15 protein-coding genes and 3 tRNA genes are annotated in these 17,421 nt (G+C 67.7%); 14 read left to right on the forward strand and 4 right to left on the reverse strand.

The features are described 5' to 3' along the window. Window positions 1-63: 63 nt before the first annotated feature. On the reverse strand, window positions 64-2,037 hold the full coding sequence (gene xcpQ, locus VQ067_RS10005; protein ID WP_022580543.1) for a GspD family T2SS secretin variant XcpQ: 1,974 nt from the start codon (window positions 2,035-2,037) through the stop codon (window positions 64-66). Between the two features lie 4 nt (window positions 2,038-2,041). After that, window positions 2,042-2,749: a type II secretion system protein N gene (gene xcpP / locus VQ067_RS10010; RefSeq protein ID WP_003119750.1), complete on the reverse strand. Its 708-nt coding sequence runs from the start codon at window positions 2,747-2,749 to the stop codon at window positions 2,042-2,044. Window positions 2,750-2,968: 219 nt separating this feature from the next. Here xcpP and xcpR point away from each other — a divergent pair, with 219 nt between their 5' ends. The 12 genes from xcpR (at window position 2,969) to VQ067_RS10070 (ending at window position 10,933) form a co-directional block, all read left to right on the forward strand. Further along, window positions 2,969-4,477: a GspE family T2SS ATPase variant XcpR gene (gene xcpR / locus VQ067_RS10015; RefSeq protein WP_003091377.1), complete on the forward strand. Its 1,509-nt coding sequence runs from the start codon at window positions 2,969-2,971 to the stop codon at window positions 4,475-4,477. Then, entirely contained in the window at window positions 4,477-5,694 is a 1,218-nt protein-coding gene (xcpS, locus tag VQ067_RS10020; protein WP_033990419.1) for a GspF family T2SS innner membrane protein variant XcpS, read from the forward strand. Before xcpR ends, xcpS begins: the two co-directional genes overlap by 1 nt. A gap of 4 nt (window positions 5,695-5,698) precedes the next feature. Continuing rightward, the gene (xcpT, locus tag VQ067_RS10025; RefSeq protein ID WP_003130409.1) at window positions 5,699-6,145 is read left to right on the forward strand and encodes a GspG family T2SS major pseudopilin variant XcpT; all 447 of its coding nucleotides are present in this window, start codon (window positions 5,699-5,701) and stop codon (window positions 6,143-6,145) included. 6 nt (window positions 6,146-6,151) lie between these two features. Beyond that, window positions 6,152-6,670 (forward strand): GspH family T2SS minor pseudopilin variant XcpU, encoded by a 519-nt coding sequence (gene xcpU / locus VQ067_RS10030; protein ID WP_003110066.1) that lies wholly within the window; start codon window positions 6,152-6,154, stop codon window positions 6,668-6,670. Next, window positions 6,667-7,056 carry a GspI family T2SS minor pseudopilin variant XcpV gene (gene xcpV, locus VQ067_RS10035; RefSeq protein ID WP_003091373.1) on the forward strand — a complete coding sequence of 130 codons (390 nt, stop codon included), beginning with the start codon at window positions 6,667-6,669 and terminating at the stop codon, window positions 7,054-7,056. The genes xcpU and xcpV overlap by 4 nt, the downstream gene beginning before the upstream one ends. Then, complete coding sequence (gene xcpW / locus VQ067_RS10040; protein WP_003110067.1) at window positions 7,053-7,766, forward strand: GspJ family T2SS minor pseudopilin variant XcpW; 714 nt, start codon at window positions 7,053-7,055, stop codon at window positions 7,764-7,766. The genes xcpV and xcpW overlap by 4 nt, the downstream gene beginning before the upstream one ends. Then, complete coding sequence (xcpX, locus tag VQ067_RS10045; RefSeq protein WP_003138522.1) at window positions 7,763-8,764, forward strand: GspK family T2SS minor pseudopilin variant XcpX; 1,002 nt, start codon at window positions 7,763-7,765, stop codon at window positions 8,762-8,764. The genes xcpW and xcpX overlap by 4 nt, the downstream gene beginning before the upstream one ends. Continuing rightward, a complete protein-coding gene (gene xcpY, locus VQ067_RS10050; RefSeq protein WP_023100918.1) occupies window positions 8,761-9,909 on the forward strand; it encodes a GspL family type II secretion system protein XcpY in 1,149 nt (382 codons plus the stop codon). Before xcpX ends, xcpY begins: the two co-directional genes overlap by 4 nt. Before the next feature lies 1 nt (window position 9,910). Further along, window positions 9,911-10,435: a GspM family type II secretion system protein XcpZ gene (gene xcpZ, locus VQ067_RS10055; RefSeq protein WP_003091369.1), complete on the forward strand. Its 525-nt coding sequence runs from the start codon at window positions 9,911-9,913 to the stop codon at window positions 10,433-10,435. A 138-nt stretch (window positions 10,436-10,573) separates the two neighbouring features. Continuing rightward, window positions 10,574-10,649: transfer RNA gene (locus tag VQ067_RS10060), tRNA-Val, on the forward strand. Between the two features lie 16 nt (window positions 10,650-10,665). Further along, window positions 10,666-10,742: transfer RNA gene (locus VQ067_RS10065), tRNA-Asp, on the forward strand. A 114-nt stretch (window positions 10,743-10,856) separates the two neighbouring features. Then, window positions 10,857-10,933, forward strand: a tRNA-Asp gene (locus VQ067_RS10070). Between the two features lie 287 nt (window positions 10,934-11,220). Here the strand turns inward: VQ067_RS10070 and VQ067_RS10075 are convergent. Together VQ067_RS10075 and VQ067_RS10080 are read right to left on the reverse strand one after the other, a co-directional pair. Then, the gene (locus VQ067_RS10075) at window positions 11,221-12,258 is read right to left on the reverse strand and encodes an AraC family transcriptional regulator (protein WP_003130614.1); all 1,038 of its coding nucleotides are present in this window, start codon (window positions 12,256-12,258) and stop codon (window positions 11,221-11,223) included. Next, complete coding sequence (locus VQ067_RS10080; RefSeq protein ID WP_033990420.1) at window positions 12,255-13,373, reverse strand: carbon-nitrogen hydrolase family protein; 1,119 nt, start codon at window positions 13,371-13,373, stop codon at window positions 12,255-12,257. The genes VQ067_RS10075 and VQ067_RS10080 overlap by 4 nt, the downstream gene beginning before the upstream one ends. Before the next feature lie 214 nt (window positions 13,374-13,587). On the opposite strand from VQ067_RS10080, the gene VQ067_RS10085 reads away from it, so the two are divergent. Together VQ067_RS10085 and VQ067_RS10090 are read left to right on the forward strand one after the other, a co-directional pair. Continuing rightward, window positions 13,588-15,627 carry an NADPH-dependent 2,4-dienoyl-CoA reductase gene (locus VQ067_RS10085; RefSeq protein WP_003110070.1) on the forward strand — a complete coding sequence of 680 codons (2,040 nt, stop codon included), beginning with the start codon at window positions 13,588-13,590 and terminating at the stop codon, window positions 15,625-15,627. 336 nt (window positions 15,628-15,963) lie between these two features. Beyond that, window positions 15,964-17,403, forward strand: a complete 1,440-nt coding sequence (locus tag VQ067_RS10090; RefSeq protein ID WP_074241308.1) for a chromosome partitioning protein ParA — start codon at window positions 15,964-15,966, stop codon at window positions 17,401-17,403. Window positions 17,404-17,421: the final 18 nt, after the last annotated feature.

Genomic DNA, 17,421 nt, shown 5'->3' on the forward strand with positions numbered 1-17,421 from the left:
ACCCGCAAGGGGCCGCGCCTTTTTTGTTGTCCTCCGCTGTCTCGCAGGAGAGCCTGAGGAACGTTACTCCGCTTTCAGGTCGCGCAGGTCGACGGTCTGACCGTCGAACAATTGTCCGGCGCTGCTCGGCAAGATGCTCCCACGGCCTTCTGGGCTGCGACGGCCGTCGAGCACGCGGATGTCGCTGTACTTCTTCCCGGAAATCGCCGCCAGGCCTGCGCCGTCGAGCACTACGGTCGGGCGCAGGAAGACCATCAGGTTGCGCTTGGTGTGAGTGTCCTTGGTCGAGCGGAATAGCTTGCCCAGCCAGGGAATGTCGCCGAGCAGCGGTACCTTGGACTCTGCCTGCACCACGTCGTCCTGGATCAGGCCGCCGAGCACGATGACCTGGCCGTTCTCGGCGAGGATGGTGCTCTTGATCGAGCGCTTGTTGGTGATGATGTCGGTGTTGCTGACCTGCTGCACGCTGGGGGCGATGGAGGAGATTTCTTGCTCGATCTCCAGGCGCAGGGCCGCGCCGTCGTTGATGTGCGGGGTGACCTTGAGGTTGACGCCGATGTCCTTGCGTTCGACCGTGGTGAAAGGATTGCTCGAACCTTCGCTGTTGGTAGTGTAGGAGCCGGTATTGAAGGGGACGTTCTGACCGACCAGTATTTCCGCTTTCTGGTTGTCCAGGGTCAGCAGGCTCGGGGTCGACAGCAGGTTGCTCTTGCTGTTCGCCGACAGCGCGGTGACCAGCGCGCCGAAGCTGCTGCTGCCGATACCGACGATGGCGCCGTCGGGAAGCGCCGGCGGCTTGTCGTCCTTGAGCGCTTGCAGCAGGGTGCCGATGGACAGCCCGGTATTGCCGAAGTTGGTCCTGGTCCCGCCCATGCCGCCCTTGTTGATCGCCCATTGCACGCCGACGGCATCCTGGATGTCGCCGGAGATTTCGACGATGGCCGCTTCCACCAATACCTGGGCGCGCGGCACATCGAGCTGGCGAACGATGTCCTCGAGGGCGTTGACCGTATCCGGGTCGGCCAGCAGGATCAGCGCATTGGTGCTTTCGTCGGCACGGATCAGGATGTTGCTCGGTCGGCCGCCGCCGGTCTGTTCGCCGCCCTGGCCGCCGTTGTTCTTCATGCCTTCGGAAATCTGGCCGAGGGTTTCCGCGAGGGTCTTGGCGTCGTTGTGGCGCAGGCGGATCACCCGGGTATTGGCCGAGCGCGCGGTCGGGGTGTCCAGCGACTGCGCCAGTTGCACCAGCTTGGCGCGCGCCTGCGGCGGGCCGAGGATGATCAGGCGGTTGGTGCGCGCGTCGGCGATCACCTGGGCGCCCGCCGCGCCCTTGGCCTGGCCGCGGCTCATGGCGTTGTTGAGCACCTCGGCGGCGTCCATCACCCAGCCGTAGCGCAGGTTGATCACGCTGTAGTCGTGGCTGCCCTTCTGGTCGAGTTGGCGGATCACGTCTTCGATTCGCGCGATATTGGCGCTGCGGTCGCTGATGATCAGCGCGTTGGCCGAAGGCACCGCGGCGAGGTGGCCATATTGTGGGACCAGCGGACGGATCAGCGGGATGAGTTCCGATACCGGGCTCTGCTGCACCTGGATCACCCGCGTCTCCAGGCGATCCGGCGCGCTCTGGCCGCCGCCGGCCTCGGTCTTGGCCTCGGCGTTGGGCACGATGCGCGCCTGGTCGCCCTGGGCGACCACGGTGAAGCCGTGGGTGCTCATCACCGAGAGGAACAACTGGTAGACCTCGCTCAACGAGAGCTGGGCCTTGGAGACAACGCTGACCTGGCCCTTGACCCGCGGGTCGACGACGAAGGTCTCGCCGGTGATTTCGGAAATCTGGTCGATGAATTCGCGGATGTCGGCATCCTTGAGGTTGATCGTCCAGTGCGCCTCCTGCTGGTTGCCGGCGGGGACGAAGGCGTTCCTGCCGCTGTCTTCGGCGTGCGCCACCTGGATGCCGAGGGCCAGGCTGAGAAGGACGGCGGGAACGTACGAACGACTGGAAGGGGCAAACAGGGCGCGGAGCAAAGGCTGGGACATCGGGTCAGTCGCTTTCCGTAGGCGTGGTCGTGGGCTCGCTCGAGTCTTCTTCGGCGGGTTCTGCGATGGGCGTGGCTTCCATCTGCTGGCGCAAGGCGTCCAGGCGCTCGCGCAATGCTGCAGCGTTCTCATCCTGCAGGCTTTGCAGTTGTTCGATCGAGTCGTTCTCGCTTGTAATGTCGTCCGCGCTGGCCAGCAGTCCCCCGGAACGGTGCGGGAAGGGCAGGCTTTCCAGGCGCCCGCCGCGCTGCAGTTCGACGCGGTCGCGGTAGACCGCGTGCAGCTTCACGCCGTCGCTGATCTCGCCGCCGACCGCGTAGCGGTGCGGCTTGTCGCCCTGGCGCTGGATGATCGCGCTGGACAGCTTGGGATCGCTCTGGACGAAGCTGCCCTTGAGCACCAGGTCGAGGTTGGTGGCCGGTGGCGGGGCGTTGGGGTCCTGGGCGCTGGTGCCGAAGAGGCGCGCCAGGCGGGTCGGATCGCTGCGGATAGACTCGTGGCTGACCGGCGAGGCGGCGACGGCTACCGGGCTGCGTTGCAGGCGCAACCAGCCGGCCGCCTGCCAGGCGAGGCTGATGCTCATGGCGATGATCAGGGCAACAGCCAGAAGGGCCGGGGCGTACCGCTGCAACCAGCGGGAAGAGGCGCCGGAGAAAGGCAATACATCACTCCTGGTCTTTATCGTTATGTCTGAAGATCGCCGAGGGATCATAGCAGTTCGTTGCCGGTAGGCTACCTACTTCTATCAATAGGTGTGACTGGCCGGGCCAGGCACGCTTGTGCTTAAGATAACGGCTCGCCAGGATACTTCTGCAAGAGGAACTCGGGATCGGCCGCACAAAACGACTAACAACTAACAATACTGACGGTAACCGTTCAGTGGTCATATACGACCAAGATACTTCTGTAAGGTTACCGCTATAAGGCATCCATGATGACAGCCCCATTACCCGACATCGCCGCGCCGGCCGCACCGCCACGGCGTCTGCCGTTCAGCTTCGCCAAGCGCCAGGGCCTGTTGTTCCTGTGCCTGGAGGAGCAGTACTGGCTGGCCTGCCGGCCGCAGGTGGAGCTGGCGGCGATTGCCGAGGCGCAGCGCTTCGCCGGCCGCCGCCTGCCGCTCAAGGCGCTCGGCGAGGACGCCTTCAACCAGGCCCTGGCGGCCTCCTACCAGCACGATTCCTCGGCGGCCATGCAGCTCGCCGAGGACCTCGGCGGCAGCCTGGATCTCGCCGCGCTGGCCGACCAGGTCCCGGAAACCGAGGACCTGATGGAGCAGGAGGACGACGCGCCGATCATTCGCCTGATCAACGCGATCCTCGGCGAGGCGATCCGCGAGAACGCCTCGGACATCCACCTGGAAACCTTCGAGAAACGCCTGGTGGTGCGCTTCCGCGTCGACGGCGTGCTGCGCGAGGTGCTGGAGCCCAAGCGCGAGCTGGCGGCCTTGCTGGTATCGCGGATCAAGGTCATGGCGCGGCTGGACATCGCCGAGAAACGCATTCCCCAGGATGGACGGATTTCCCTGCGGGTCGGCGGGCGCGAGGTGGACATCCGCGTCTCGACCCTGCCCTCGGCCAACGGCGAACGGGTGGTGCTGCGTCTGCTCGACAAGCAGGCCGGGCGCCTGAACCTGCAACACCTGGGCATGAGCGAGCGCGACCGCAAGCTGATGGACGAAACGGTGCGCAAGCCGCACGGCATCCTGCTGGTCACCGGCCCCACCGGCTCGGGCAAGACCACCACCCTGTACGCCAGCCTGACCACGCTCAACGACCGCACGCGGAACATCCTCACCGTCGAGGATCCGATCGAATACCACCTGGAGGGCATCGGCCAGACCCAGGTCAACGCCAAGGTCGACATGACCTTCGCCCGCGGCCTGCGGGCGATCCTCCGGCAGGACCCGGACGTGGTGATGGTCGGCGAGATCCGCGACCGGGAGACCGCCGAGATCGCGGTGCAGGCTTCGCTGACCGGCCACCTGGTGCTATCGACCCTGCACACCAACAGCGCCATCGGCGCGATCACCCGCCTGGTGGACATGGGCATCGAGCCGTTCCTGCTGTCCTCCTCCATGCTTGGCGTGCTGGCCCAGCGCCTGGTGCGGGTGCTCTGCCCGGCGTGCAAGGAGCCCTACCGCGCCGACGAGGCCGAGTGCGCGCTGCTCGGCGTCGATCCCGCCGCGCCGCCGACCCTGCATCGCGCCCGCGGCTGCGGCGAGTGCCACCAGCATGGCTATCGCGGGCGTACCGGTATCTATGAACTGGTGGTGTTCGACGACCACATGCGCTCGCTGATCCACAACGAATCCTCCGAGCAGGAAATGACCCGGCATGCCCGCACCAGCGGACCGAGCATCCGCGACGACGGTCGGCGCAAGGTGCTGGAAGGCGTCACTACGGTCGAGGAAGTCCTGCGCGTGACCCGGGAAGAATAATGGCCGCCTTCGAATACCTCGCCCTCGACCCCAGTGGTCGCCAGCAGAAGGGCGTGCTGGAGGCGGACAGCGCGCGCCAGGTCCGCCAATTGCTGCGCGAGCGCCAATTGGCGCCGCTCGATGTGAAGCCCACCCGTACCCGCGAGCAGAGCGGGCAGGGCGGGCGCCTGACGTTCGCCCGCGGACTGTCCGCGCGCGACCTGGCATTGGTAACCCGCCAACTGGCCACCCTGGTCCAGGCCGCGTTGCCGATCGAGGAGGCGCTGCGCGCCGCCGCGGCGCAGTCCACCTCGCAGCGCATCCAGTCGATGCTCCTCGCGGTGCGCGCCAAGGTCCTCGAAGGCCACAGCCTGGCCGGCAGCCTGCGCGAGTTTCCCACCGCCTTTCCCGAGCTGTACCGGGCGACGGTTGCTGCCGGCGAGCATGCCGGGCACCTCGGCCCGGTGCTGGAGCAACTTGCCGACTACACCGAGCAGCGCCAGCAGTCGCGGCAGAAGATCCAGCTGGCGCTGCTCTATCCGGTGATCCTGATGGTCGCTTCGCTGGTCATCGTCGGCTTCCTGCTGGGCTACGTGGTGCCCGACGTGGTCCGGGTGTTCATCGACAGCGGGCAGACGCTGCCGCTGTTGACCCGCGTGCTGATCGGCGTCAGCGACTGGGTCAAGGCCTGGGGCGCGCTGGCCTTCGTCGCGGCGATCGGCGGGGTGATCGGCTTCCGCTACGCGCTGCGCAAGGATGCCTTTCGCGAGCGCTGGCATGGCTTCCTGCTGCGCGTGCCGCTGGTCGGTCGGCTGGTGCGTTCCACCGACACCGCGCGCTTCGCCTCGACCCTGGCGATCCTCACCCGCAGCGGCGTGCCGCTGGTGGAGGCGCTGGCGATCGCCGCCGAGGTGATCGCCAACCGGATCATCCGCAACGAAGTGGTCAAGGCCGCGCAGAAGGTCCGCGAGGGCGCCAGCTTGACCCGCTCGCTGGAAGCCACCGGGCAGTTCCCGCCGATGATGCTGCACATGATCGCCAGCGGCGAGCGCTCCGGCGAGCTGGACCAGATGCTGGCGCGCACCGCGCGCAACCAGGAGAACGACCTGGCGGCGCAGATCGGCCTGATGGTCGGCCTGTTCGAACCGTTCATGCTGATATTCATGGGCGCGGTGGTGCTGGTCATCGTCCTGGCCATTCTTCTTCCGATCCTTTCTCTCAACCAACTCGTGGGGTAATCGCGTGAATCAGAGCCGCCCATTGCAGCGTCGCCAACAGTCGGGCTTCACCCTGATCGAAATCATGGTCGTGGTGGTCATCCTCGGCATCCTCGCCGCCCTGGTGGTGCCGCAGGTAATGAGCCGTCCCGACCAGGCCAAGGTCACCGTGGCCAAGGGCGACATCAAGGCCATCGCTGCCGCGCTGGACATGTACAAGCTGGACAACTTCGCCTATCCGAGCACCCAGCAGGGCCTCGAGGCGCTGGTGAAGAAGCCCACCGGCAACCCGCAGCCGAAGAACTGGAACAAGGACGGCTACCTGAAGAAGCTGCCGGTCGATCCGTGGGGCAATCCCTACCAGTACCTGGCGCCGGGCACCAAGGGCCCGTTCGACCTGTATTCGCTGGGCGCCGACGGCAAGGAAGGCGGCAGCGACAACGACGCCGAAATCGGCAACTGGGACAACTGACCGGACATGCAGGCTTCACGCGGCTTCACCCTCATCGAGCTGATGGTGGTGATGGTCATCATCAGCGTGCTGATCGGCCTGGCGGTGCTCAGCACCGGCTTCGCCAGCACCTCGCGGGAGCTGGACAGCGAGGCCGAGCGGCTCGCCGGGCTGATCGGCGTGCTGACCGACGAGGCCGTGCTGGACAACCGCGAGTACGGCCTGCGCCTGGAGCGCGATGCCTATCAGGTGCTGCGCTACGACGAAGCGAAGGCGCGCTGGTTGCCGGTGGCGCGCGACAGCCACCGCCTGCCGGAGTGGGCGGAGCTGACCTTCGAGCTGGACGGCCAGCCGCTGGTGCTGGCCGGCAGCAAGGGCGAGAAGGAGCAGAAGAAAGGCACCGATCAGCCGCAATTGCTGATCCTTTCCAGTGGCGAACTCAGCCCGTTCCGCCTGCGCCTGGCCGAGCGCGGACCCGAGGGGCGGGCGTTGTCGCTGAGCAGCGACGGTTTCCGCCTGCCACGGGTCGAGGTGGCGCGGCGATGAGGCGCGCGCGTGGTTTCACCCTGCTGGAAGTGCTGGTGGCCCTGGCGATCTTCGCCATGGTCGCGGCCAGCGTGCTCAGTGCCAGCGCGCGCAGCCTGCAGAACGCCTCGCGACTGGAAGACAAGACCCTGGCGATGTGGATCGCCGACAACCGTCTCAACGAATTGCAACTGGAACAGACGCCGCCCTCCAGCGGCCGCAACCAGGGCGAGCTGGAGTTCGCCGGGCGCCGCTGGGAGTGGCGCACCCAGGTCGACAGCACCGCCGAGCAGGATATGCGGCGGGTGATCGTCTGGGTCGCGGCGAAGCCCCTTGGCCGCGAGCGTGGCAGCATCGAGGAACGCGCCGCGGCGCGCCTCGTCGGTTTCCTCGGGAGCCAGCCATGAGGCTACAGCGGGGCTTCACCCTGCTCGAGCTGCTGATCGCCATCGCCATCTTCGCCCTGCTGGCCCTGGCCACCTACCGCATGTTCGACAGCGTGATGCAGACCGACCAGGCGACTCGCGTGCAGGAGCAGCGCATGCGCGAGCTGGTGCGGGCGATGGGCGCCCTGGAGCGCGACCTGACCCAGGCGGTCGAACGTCCGGTACGCGACGAACTGGGCGATAACCGTGGCGCCTTCCTCAGCGAGGGCGAGAACGACCAGATCGTCGAATTCACCCGTGGCGGCTGGCGCAACCCGCTCGGCCAGGCGCGCTCGCGCCTGCAGCGGGTGCGCTGGTCGCTGTCCGGGGAGACCCTCGAACGCCGCTACTGGCTGGTTCTGGACCGCGCCCAGGACAGCAAGCCACGGGTGCAGCAGGTGCTGGACGGGGTTACCGCGCTGAGCTGGCGCTTCCTCGACAAGGAGCACAACTGGCAGGGCCACTGGCCGACCGACGAAGGCAGCGAGGAGGAGCGCCTGGAAAGCCTGCCGCTGGCGGTGGAGATGACTCTGGAGCACCGCCACTACGGCAAGCTGGTGCGCGTCTGGCGTCTGCTCGATCCGCCGCTCAAGCAGGACCAGCCGCAGGGCCAGCCGGGCGGCGAGAATGGCGAGAACGGCGAGGGCGGGGTGCCGCAGCCGCCGGAAGGCATGCCGGGGGCGCCGGAATGAGGCGCGGGCAGAGCGGCGTCGCGCTGATTACCGTTCTGCTGGTGGTGGCGGTGGTGACCATCGTCTGCGCCGGGCTGATCATCCGCCAGCAGTTGGCGATACGCAGCAGCGCCAACCAGTTGCACGTGCGCCAGGCCTGGCACTATGCGCTGGGCGGCGAACGCCTGGCGGAAGCGGTGCTGCGCCGCGACCTGCGCCAGGGCGGCGAGAATACCCGCGAGCCGGTGGACCACCTGGGCGAGGCCTGGGCGCGACCGATGACGCCGTTCAAGCTGGATGACGGCGGCGAGCTGCGGGTGCGGATCGAGGACCCCAGCGGGCGTTTCAACCTCAACGGACTGGTGCGCAAGCGCAAGGTCAAGCCGGATTCGGTGAAGCAGTTCCGTCGCCTGCTGGCCACCCTGGGGATGAAGGAAGAGATCGTCCAGGGCTTGCCGGACCGGCTGGCCGACTGGCTCGACGCCGACCAGAATCCGCAGGGCGAGCAAGGCGCCGAGGACAACCAGTACCTGCTGGAGGCGCCGGCCTACCGCGCCGCCAACCGCAGTTTCAAGGACGTGTCCGAGCTGCGCCTGCTGAAATTGTCGGAAGCCGACTATCGACGCCTGCTGCCGTTCGTCAGCGCCTTGCCCGAAGATGCGCCGCTGAACGTGAACACTGCCAGCGTGCCGGTGCTGGCCGCCATGTTCGAGATCGATCCGGGACAGGCGGAAAACATCGTGGCGGCTCGTGGGCGAGAAGGCTTCCAGGAGAAGACTGAGTTCAGCAAGCACCTGAACGAGTTGGGATCAAAGGCAAGTAACGTCAACTTTGCCGTCGGCACCCGCTACTTCCAGGTGATCAGCGAGGTCAGCCTGGGCGACCGCCGGCAGGTGCTGGTGAGTACCTTGCAGCGGGGCAAGGACGGCAAGATACGCGTGATGGCCCGCGACATGGGGCAGGGCGGCCTGCCCATCCCGTCGACGGGCGGCGACGATTGGAAGAAGGACGAGCGATGAGTGGAGTGAGTGCGCTGTTCCTGCCGCCCGCCAGCACGGCGGGGGCCGATGGGGAACTGGCGGTATGGTGGGTGCAGGATGGCGAGTGCCGGCGCGCGCCGTTCGCCCAGGCGCTGGCGGAAATCCGTGCGCCCTGGCGGCTGTACCTGCCGGTGGAGGCGGTGACCGCCTGCGCGGTGAACCTGCCTACGCAGAAGGCGCGCTGGTTGCGCCAGTCGCTGCCGTTCGCGGTGGAGGAACAACTGGCCGACGATGTCGAGCAGATGCACCTTGCCCTTGGTCCGGCGCTGGCCGACGGCCGCCACCGGGTATTCGCCGTGCAGCGCACCTGGCTCGCCGCCTGGCTGGCGCTGGCCGAGGGCGCGGGCAAGGCGCCGGCTTCGCTGCATGTCGATGCCGATTGCCTGCCGGGCGAGGGCAGTTGCCTGTTCTGGCTGGAAGAGCGCTGGTTGCTCGGCGGCAGCGGCGCCGTACGCCTGGCCTGCGGCAGCGAGGATTGGCCGGTACTGCGCGACAGTTGCCCGCCGCCGCAGCGGGCCTTCGCCGCGCAGGAGGTGGCGCCCCCGGAGGGAGTGGAAGTCCAGGCCCTGGCGGGCAATCCGCACGTCTGGCTGAGCGAGCAGCCGCTGGGCACCGACCTGGCCCAGGCCGAGTTCGCCGCGCGCCAGCAGAGCAGCCAGTGGCGCCGTTGGCGGCCGCTGCTGGGGCTGGTCGGGCTGTGGCTGGTGTTGCAATGGGGCTTTACCCTGGTCCAGGCCTGGCAGTTGCAGCGCGAAGGCGACCGCTACGCGGCGCAGAGCGCAGAGCTCTACCGCCAGTTGTTTCCCGAGGACCGCAAGCTGATCAACCTGCGCGCGCAGTTCGACCAGCACCTGGCCGACAGCGCCAGCAGCGGCGGCGAAGGTCAGTTGCTCGGCCTGCTTGGCCAGGCCGCCACGGTGATCGGCGGCGAGCCAACGGTGAGCGTCGAGCAACTGGACTTCAGCGCCGCTCGCGGTGACGTCGCCCTCCAGGTGCGGGCTCCCGGTTTCGACGTGCTGGAACGGCTGCGTTCGCGTCTCAGCGAGTCCGGGTTGGCGGTGCAGCTGGGTTCGGCCAGCCGCGATGGCTCGACGGTCAGCGCGCGCCTGGTGATAGGAGGTTGAGATGAAGGTGATGACGCAATTCCACGAGCGCCTCAGGGCCCAGGCGGAAACCTCGCAGCTGGCGATCCGCTGGCGCGGGCTGCCGGCGCGGGACCGCCTGGCGCTGCTCTGGCTCGGTGCGTTCCTCCTGCTGGTGGTGCTCTACCTGGCGCTGTGGCGCCCGGCCGAGCGCCATCTGCAGTCGGCGCGGCAGTACTTCACCGAACAGCGCGCGCTGCATGCCTACATCCAGCAGCAGGCGCCCAACGTGCGCCAGGCCGATGCCGCGGCGCCACAGGCGCAGATCGACCCGGCGGCGCTGCAGGGCATGGTCACGGCTTCGGCGGCCCAGGCCGGACTGAGTGTCGAGCGCCTCGACAACGAAGGCGAGGGCGCCGTGCAGGTGGCCCTGCAGCCGGCGCCATTCGCCAAGCTGCTGCCCTGGCTGGAGCAGTTGAACGGGCAGGGCGTGCAGGTGGCGGAGGCCGGCCTGGACCGCCAGGTCGACGGCCGGGTCTCGGCGCGCCTGAGCCTGCGGGTCGAGTGAGCGGCCCGTGGCTGGGGCCGGCATGGGCCCCGGCGCCGACCTTGGCGACAGGCGATCGCCGAAATTTCAAAAAAAATTCAATCAGGGCATTGACTTAGGTTTTTCGGTCGGTAGAATGCGCCCCACTTCGAGAGTGAAGGGTGATTAGCTCAGCTGGGAGAGCATCTGCCTTACAAGCAGAGGGTCGGCGGTTCGATCCCGTCATCACCCACCAATCTCGCAAGTTACGCGCAGCGGTAGTTCAGTCGGTTAGAATACCGGCCTGTCACGCCGGGGGTCGCGGGTTCGAGTCCCGTCCGCTGCGCCATTCACTTCCCCTCCCGAGTTCACCACCCCGAACTCGCCGTCTTCCGCCAGAAGGCGGGCAGCCAGGCTGCAACGAGAGGAAGTCGCTTTACCGGGCATCTTGCCCAGCCGACGCGCAGCGGTAGTTCAGTCGGTTAGAATACCGGCCTGTCACGCCGGGGGTCGCGGGTTCGAGTCCCGTCCGCTGCGCCATACATCTTCACCACGCCGAGGCGGGGTGAGCCACGAAGAAAGCGGCCAATGGCCGCTTTTTTCGTTTCCGTCGTCCCCTGCGCCTTCCGTTTTCTCCTTGTTTGCCGGGTTTCCTGCTCCGTCGGTCCGCGCGCGGTAATCCCGCTGTCATCTTCCTCGTCTACAGCTGAAAGACACAGACGAACGAAAGGTGATCCGCGATGGACGACTACCAGGAAGAACTGCTGGAGCAGCATGCCGCCGAATGCGACCTGCCGGAGCCGGCGGACGACGCCACCGAGATGTGATCAGGCGCTCTGTCGCTGGGCGCGGCGGAATTCGCCGGGCGTCTGCCCGCTCCAGCGCTTGAAGGCGCGCTGGAAGGCTTCCGCCGAGGCGAAGCCGAGCAGGTAGGCGATTTCGCCGAAAGCCAGGTCGGTCTCGCGGATGTAGACCATCGCCAGGTCGCGGCGGGTGTCGTTGAGGATGCTGCGGAACTGCGTGCCTTCCTCGGCCAGCTTGCGCCGCAGGGTCCAGGTCGGCAACTTGAGGCGCGCGGCGACTTCCTCGAGGTCCGGCTCGCGGCCATTGAGCATCGGCCCCAGCAGGCGGCTGACGCGCTCGCGCCAACTGCGGGTGCGGGTCAACTGCTCCAGTTCGCGGTTGCAGAGTTCCAGCATCTGGTTCCAGGTGCTCGGACAGTGCTCGGCATTCGCCAGGGCCAGGCTGGCCTGGCTCAGGCGCAACTGGTTGGTCGGCGCGCCGAATTCCACCGGGCAGCCGAAGAATGCCTCGTAGCGCTCGGCCCAAGGCGGCGCTGGATATTCGATCTCCACCCGCTCCGCTTTCAACGGCTGCCTTGCCAGGGCGCCGAGATGGCTGATCCAGCCTGCCAGCACCGAATCGACGACGAAGCGGTTGTAGGCGTTGTAAGGGCTGATCGAATAGAAGCGCAGCCAGGCGCCGCCGGCGTCTTCCACCAGGCTCGACTGGCCCCGGTAGTTCTGCGCGTAAAGCGGTTCCAGGTGGATCATTGCCCGCGCGGCGGCGCGCAGGTTGGGCGCCTGGGCGACGCTGACGCCGGCCAGGCCCATCTGTCCGAGACGGCTCAGGCGGCCCATCTGCAGGCCGAGGGCGGGGTCGCCGCTGAGCTGTATGGCGGCATGGCCGAGGCGCATGTAGCGAGGGATCGACAGGCGCGCCCCGGGTTCGGCCAGGCGCCGCTGGTCGAGGCCGTACTGTTCGAGCAGTGGCGCGGGCTCGACGCCGGCGGCGAGCAGGGCGTCGGCCAGCGCCTGGACGAAGCCGACCGAGAGGTCGCCGAGGCGAACCCGGGGCGCGCTCATAGCCAGAGATTGACCAGTTGCGCACCGCCGACGGGATTGGCCTGGCGCATGCCCTGCGGCGAGCCGAGCAGGCTCTGGCCGTCTTCGGTGACGTTCCACAGGCGGCTATGGGCGAAGGCCACGGCGGCGCCGCGTGCACCGCTGGCCAGCAGGCGCTCGCCGACCGCCAGGCGCTGCCAGGCCTCGGCGTTGCTCAGGCTGTTCGGCGCCAGGCGCACGTCGCCGGGAACCAGCTCGGCATCGAAGCCGGGCCAGGGTTGCTGCCAGCGACCGCTCTGGTTCAGGGCGGCGGGGATCGCCAGCAGTTCGACGCGCTGTTCGACCAGGGTGGCGTAGGTGTCCGGGTACCAGCTGTCGGTGCCGATCAGCACGCCCAGGCGTCCTGCCGGCGTATCCAGCACCTGCAGGCGCTCGCCGCGACCGTTGTTGAGGTAGCTCAGTTCGTGGCGGGTCGGGAACACCTTGCGTTGCGGCTGGCCGAGCGGCCGGCCGTCGGGACCGAAGGTCAGGCTGACGTTGTACAGCTGGCCGGTGCCGGGACGCAGCTCGCCGTCCTCGACCTCGGGGTCGGGCAGGACGATGGAGCCGGCGACCACCGTCACCTTGAAATCATGGGCGAGCCCGCCGAACAGGGTCTGGTAGTCGTGGGCCATGTCCACCGCCTTCATCCGGAACAGGGTGTCGGTGAGACGCTGATCGCCGCGCGCGGTGATCCAGCCGCGCGCCACCTTCAGCGGGTTGCTCGCGGCCATCCAGTCCATCGCCGTGGGCCAGTCGGCGGCGGCATAGACCTCGGGCTTCTCGCCGCTGGCCACCAGCCAGGTGCCGACATGCTCGGGGAACACCACCACCGTGCGCTCGTTGAGCAGGCCCTGGCGGCGGGCATTTTCCAGGTAGGCGTGGAATTTCAGCTGCAACCGTTCGGCGCTCTGGTAGTCCGGCGTGAACAGTTCCGGTTGGACCGCCAGCAGGTTGCCGCGCTCGCCGGGCTGGCCCTGGACCACGCTGACCTGGCTGCGCAGGTCGGACAGGTAGTGGCCTACCGGGCGGCGTTCGGCCCAGCCGGCGTAGGCGGCGAAGAGGGTGATGAGGATCAGGAAGATCAGCTTGCGCATGCGGGTCTCCAAGGCAGCCCACAGGGTAGGGGAGTGGCGTCGGCTTGCCAAGCATCCCTGTGCATTCCGATCAGTAACTTGTCATTTAGGATCATTGAGCGCTCCGGTGGCGCTCCTTAGAGTCGTCGCCATACCGACCGCTGCCCGTCCCGCGCATTGCGCCCGAGGCCGCGGCATATCCGTGAACGCGTTTCGCCCGATGTGGAGACCCCCGATGACCGCCGCCGTTCCCTATCCGCACCTGCTCGCCCCGCTGGACCTCGGCTTCACCACCCTGCGCAACCGCACCCTGATGGGGTCCATGCACACCGGTCTGGAAGAGAAGCCGCAAGGCTTCGAGCGCATGGCGGCGTATTTCGCCGAACGCGCCCGTGGCGGCGTCGGCCTGATGGTCACCGGCGGCATCGGCCCGAACGAAGAGGGCGGCGTGTATTCCGGCGCGGCCAAGCTGAGCACGCCGGAAGAGGCGGAGAAGCACAGGATCGTGACCCAGGCGGTGCACGAGGCGGGCGGCAAGATCTGCATGCAGATCCTGCATGCTGGCCGCTACGCCTACAGCCCGAAGCAGGTGGCGCCGAGCGCGATCCAGGCGCCGATCAATCCGTTCAAGCCCAAGGAACTCGACGAGGAAGGCATCGAGAAGCAGATCGCCGACTTCGTCAACTGCGCCAGCCTGGCCCAGGTCGCCGGCTACGATGGCGTCGAGATCATGGGGTCGGAAGGCTACTTCATCAACCAGTTCCTCGTGCAGCACACCAACCAGCGCACCGACCGCTGGGGCGGCAGCTACGAGAACCGCATGCGCCTGCCGGTGGAGATCGTCCGCCGGGTGCGCGAGGCGGTGGGGCCGAACTTCATCATCATCTATCGCCTGTCCATGCTCGACCTGGTCGAGGGCGGCAGCAGCTGGGACGAGATCGTGCTGCTGGCCAAGGCCGTCGAGAAGGCCGGCGCGACCCTGATCAACACCGGTATCGGCTGGCACGAGGCGCGCATCCCGACCATCGCCACCAAGGTGCCGCGCGCGGCCTTCACCAAGGTCACCGCCAAGCTGCGTGGCGAGGTCGGCATCCCGCTGATCACCACCAACCGCATCAACACTCCCGAGGTGGCGGAGAAGGTCCTGGCCGAGGGCGATGCCGACATGGTCTCCATGGCCCGGCCGTTCCTCGCCGACCCGGACTTCGTCAACAAGGCCGCCGCCGGCCACGCTGAACGGATCAACACCTGCATCGGCTGCAACCAGGCCTGCCTCGACCACACCTTCGGCGGCAAGCTGACCAGTTGCCTGGTCAACCCGCGCGCCTGCCACGAAACAGAGCTGAACTACATTCCCACCGCCAGGCCGAAGAAGATCGCCGTGGTCGGCGCCGGTCCGGCCGGCCTGGCCGCCGCCACCGTGGCCGCCGAGCGCGGGCACCGGGTCAGCCTGTTCGACGCCGCCGGCGAGATCGGCGGGCAGTTCAACGTGGCCAAGCGGGTTCCCGGCAAGGAAGAGTTCCACGAGACCCTGCGCTACTTCCGCAACAAGCTGGAGAGCACCGGCGTCGAGCTGCACCTGAACCGCCGGGTCGGCGTGGACGATCTGGTCGCGGGCGGCTACGACGAGATCGTCCTCGCCACCGGCATCGTCCCGCGCACGCCGGCGATCCCCGGCATCGAGCATCCGAAGGTGATCAGCTACCTGGACGCGATCCTCGAGCGCAAGCCGGTGGGCGGCAAGGTGGCGGTGATCGGCGCCGGCGGCATCGGCTTCGACGTCTCCGAATTCATCACCCATGCCGGTCCGTCCACCAGCCTGGAGCGCGAAGCGTTCTGGAAGGAGTGGGGGATCGATACCCGCCTGGAGGCCCGCGGCGGCATCGCCGGGGTCAAGGCCGAGGTGCATCCGGCAGCGCGCCAGGTGTTCCTCCTGCAACGCAAGAAGAGCAAGGTCGGCGACGGCCTCGGCAAGACCACCGGCTGGATCCATCGCGCCGGCCTGAAGAACAAGCAGGTGCAGATGGTGAATGCCGTGGAGTATCTCGGGATCGACGACGCCGGCCTGCATATCCGCGTTGCCGAGGGCGAGCCGCAGGTGCTGCCGGTGGATACCGTGATCGTCTGCGCCGGCCAGGACCCACTGCGCGAGTTGCAGGACGGCCTGCTGGCGGCCGGCCGGAGCGTGCACCTGATCGGCGGCGCCGATGTCGCCGCCGAGCTGGATGCCAAGCGCGCCATCAACCAGGGTTCGCGCCTGGCTGCCGAACTCTGAGAACCTGTCCGCGATCTGTTACGTAGCGGAGAAACTGCGTTGAAAACGGCTTTTCTCCAGCTCGCACAGGTTCTGCGTATCGTCCCTGTCCGCGCTCGTCGGCGCGGCGGGGCGCTGCGCACCGGTTTGGTGAACGGTGGCGCTCTGCCACGGTGATCTCCGTCCGCTCAAAACCCGACCGCTTCACAATTTCCCCTACCGCTCGGCGGGCCGTCCGGCATCGCCCGGGTGTCTGCCAACCCAGTCACATTGCCCGCGACATTTTTTCCCCTAGACTTGCCCGAACAACGAGATAGCGCCTGTTTTTCAGGTGACATGCCAGATGGGTACTGCCGGATGCGGGCCGCCTCGCCAGGCGTTCGAGGGTTAGCGATGAGCATGCAGAAAAAGCCACAGATGGCGGAGGCCGTGCTGTTCTTCAACGACAGCGGCGTCTGCAAGGAAATGCTGTATCCCGAATTCGAGGCGCTGCTCGATGGTCTGGTACGCATGCCGGAATACGCCGACCGGCAGATGCACCTGGCCTATGTGTTGATCAATCCGCGCCTGCAGGCGCGGGCAGCGGTGTTCTTCTATCTCGATTTCGACGAGCAGGGCGGCGCCGACACCGGCTGGAACCTGCCTCTGCGCAACCTCGCCGAACGCGCCGGACGCGGCCCCGACATGGGCGGCGGGCCGATCCGCCTGGCCTGTCGCAGCCAGTGCCCGGTGTCCTGGCACCAGATGCACCTGTGGGACCCGGAGAGCAGCGCCGGACGCAACCATTTCGTACTCATCCGCGACGCGCTCAGGCGCAACCAGCTCGGCCTGCTGGTGGACGAGGAGCCTGCCTCGGTGGAGCCGCAGCGGCTGCAGATGGCCGCCGAAGAACAATGGTACGCCGCCGGTCCCGCCGCCCCAAAGGCAGCGCCCGCGGAGCCTCCGCGCAAGCAGGAGGACGAGCAGGCGGCGCGCCTGGCGCAACTGGTCAAGCAGCAGCGGCAACAGCTCGCCGCCCTGGCCCGGCAGCAGGAGCAGCGCCTGGCCGGGCTCGCCCGGCAGCACGAAGAGGAACTGGCCAGGCGCGAACAGGACGCCCGCGGGCAACTGGACATCCTGCGCAGCGAAGTGCTCAGCCTGAAACAGGCCCTGGAACGGCAGGCGCGGGAGAACGCCGAGTTGCAGCAGCGTCTGCTGGAGCAGGGCGAGCAGTTCCAGCGCAACCGCGAGGAACTGACCCGGCAACTGCGTTTCATCGAGAACCAGGGGCGCAACGAGACCGACCTGCTGCGCTCGGAGTTCGCCGACGAACTGGAGGCTCGGGTGGCGGTGGCGGTGGCCGGCTACAAGGAGCAGGTCTCGATCCGCGACGTCGAACTGGCCTACCGCAACGAGCTGGACCAGCAACTGGAGCAGGAACTGGCCGAGCTGCGCGCCGAGCGCGACCGTCTGGCCGCCCAGGGGCCGGAGCAACTGCTGGAGCGTCTATCCGGCCAGGGCGTGGTATTCGTCGCCTACCATCCCGGCGCCGGGCACCTGACCATCCCCTTGCAGGACATCCCGCGTTACCAGGACAATCCGCTGGCCTACGCGGCGGCCAAGTGCTTCGTCTCCGAGAGCCAGTACCGCCAGTGGCTGGACCACTTCCAGCAGCCGCGCTGCGAGGCGCTGCTGCCCGGCGGCGAACGCTGCAACCTGCCGCTCGACCGGGTCGACAACCCGGCGCGCTTCGTCGCCGGCGACACCAACTGCTGCGCCCGGCACAAGACCACGGGGCGCCTGCGCACCGTGAGCTGACTCCTTGCCGTTTCCCCA

The organism is Pseudomonas sp. KBN12P06040 (assembly GCF_037574965.1).
GTDB lineage: Bacteria > Pseudomonadota > Gammaproteobacteria > Pseudomonadales > Pseudomonadaceae > Pseudomonas > Pseudomonas aeruginosa.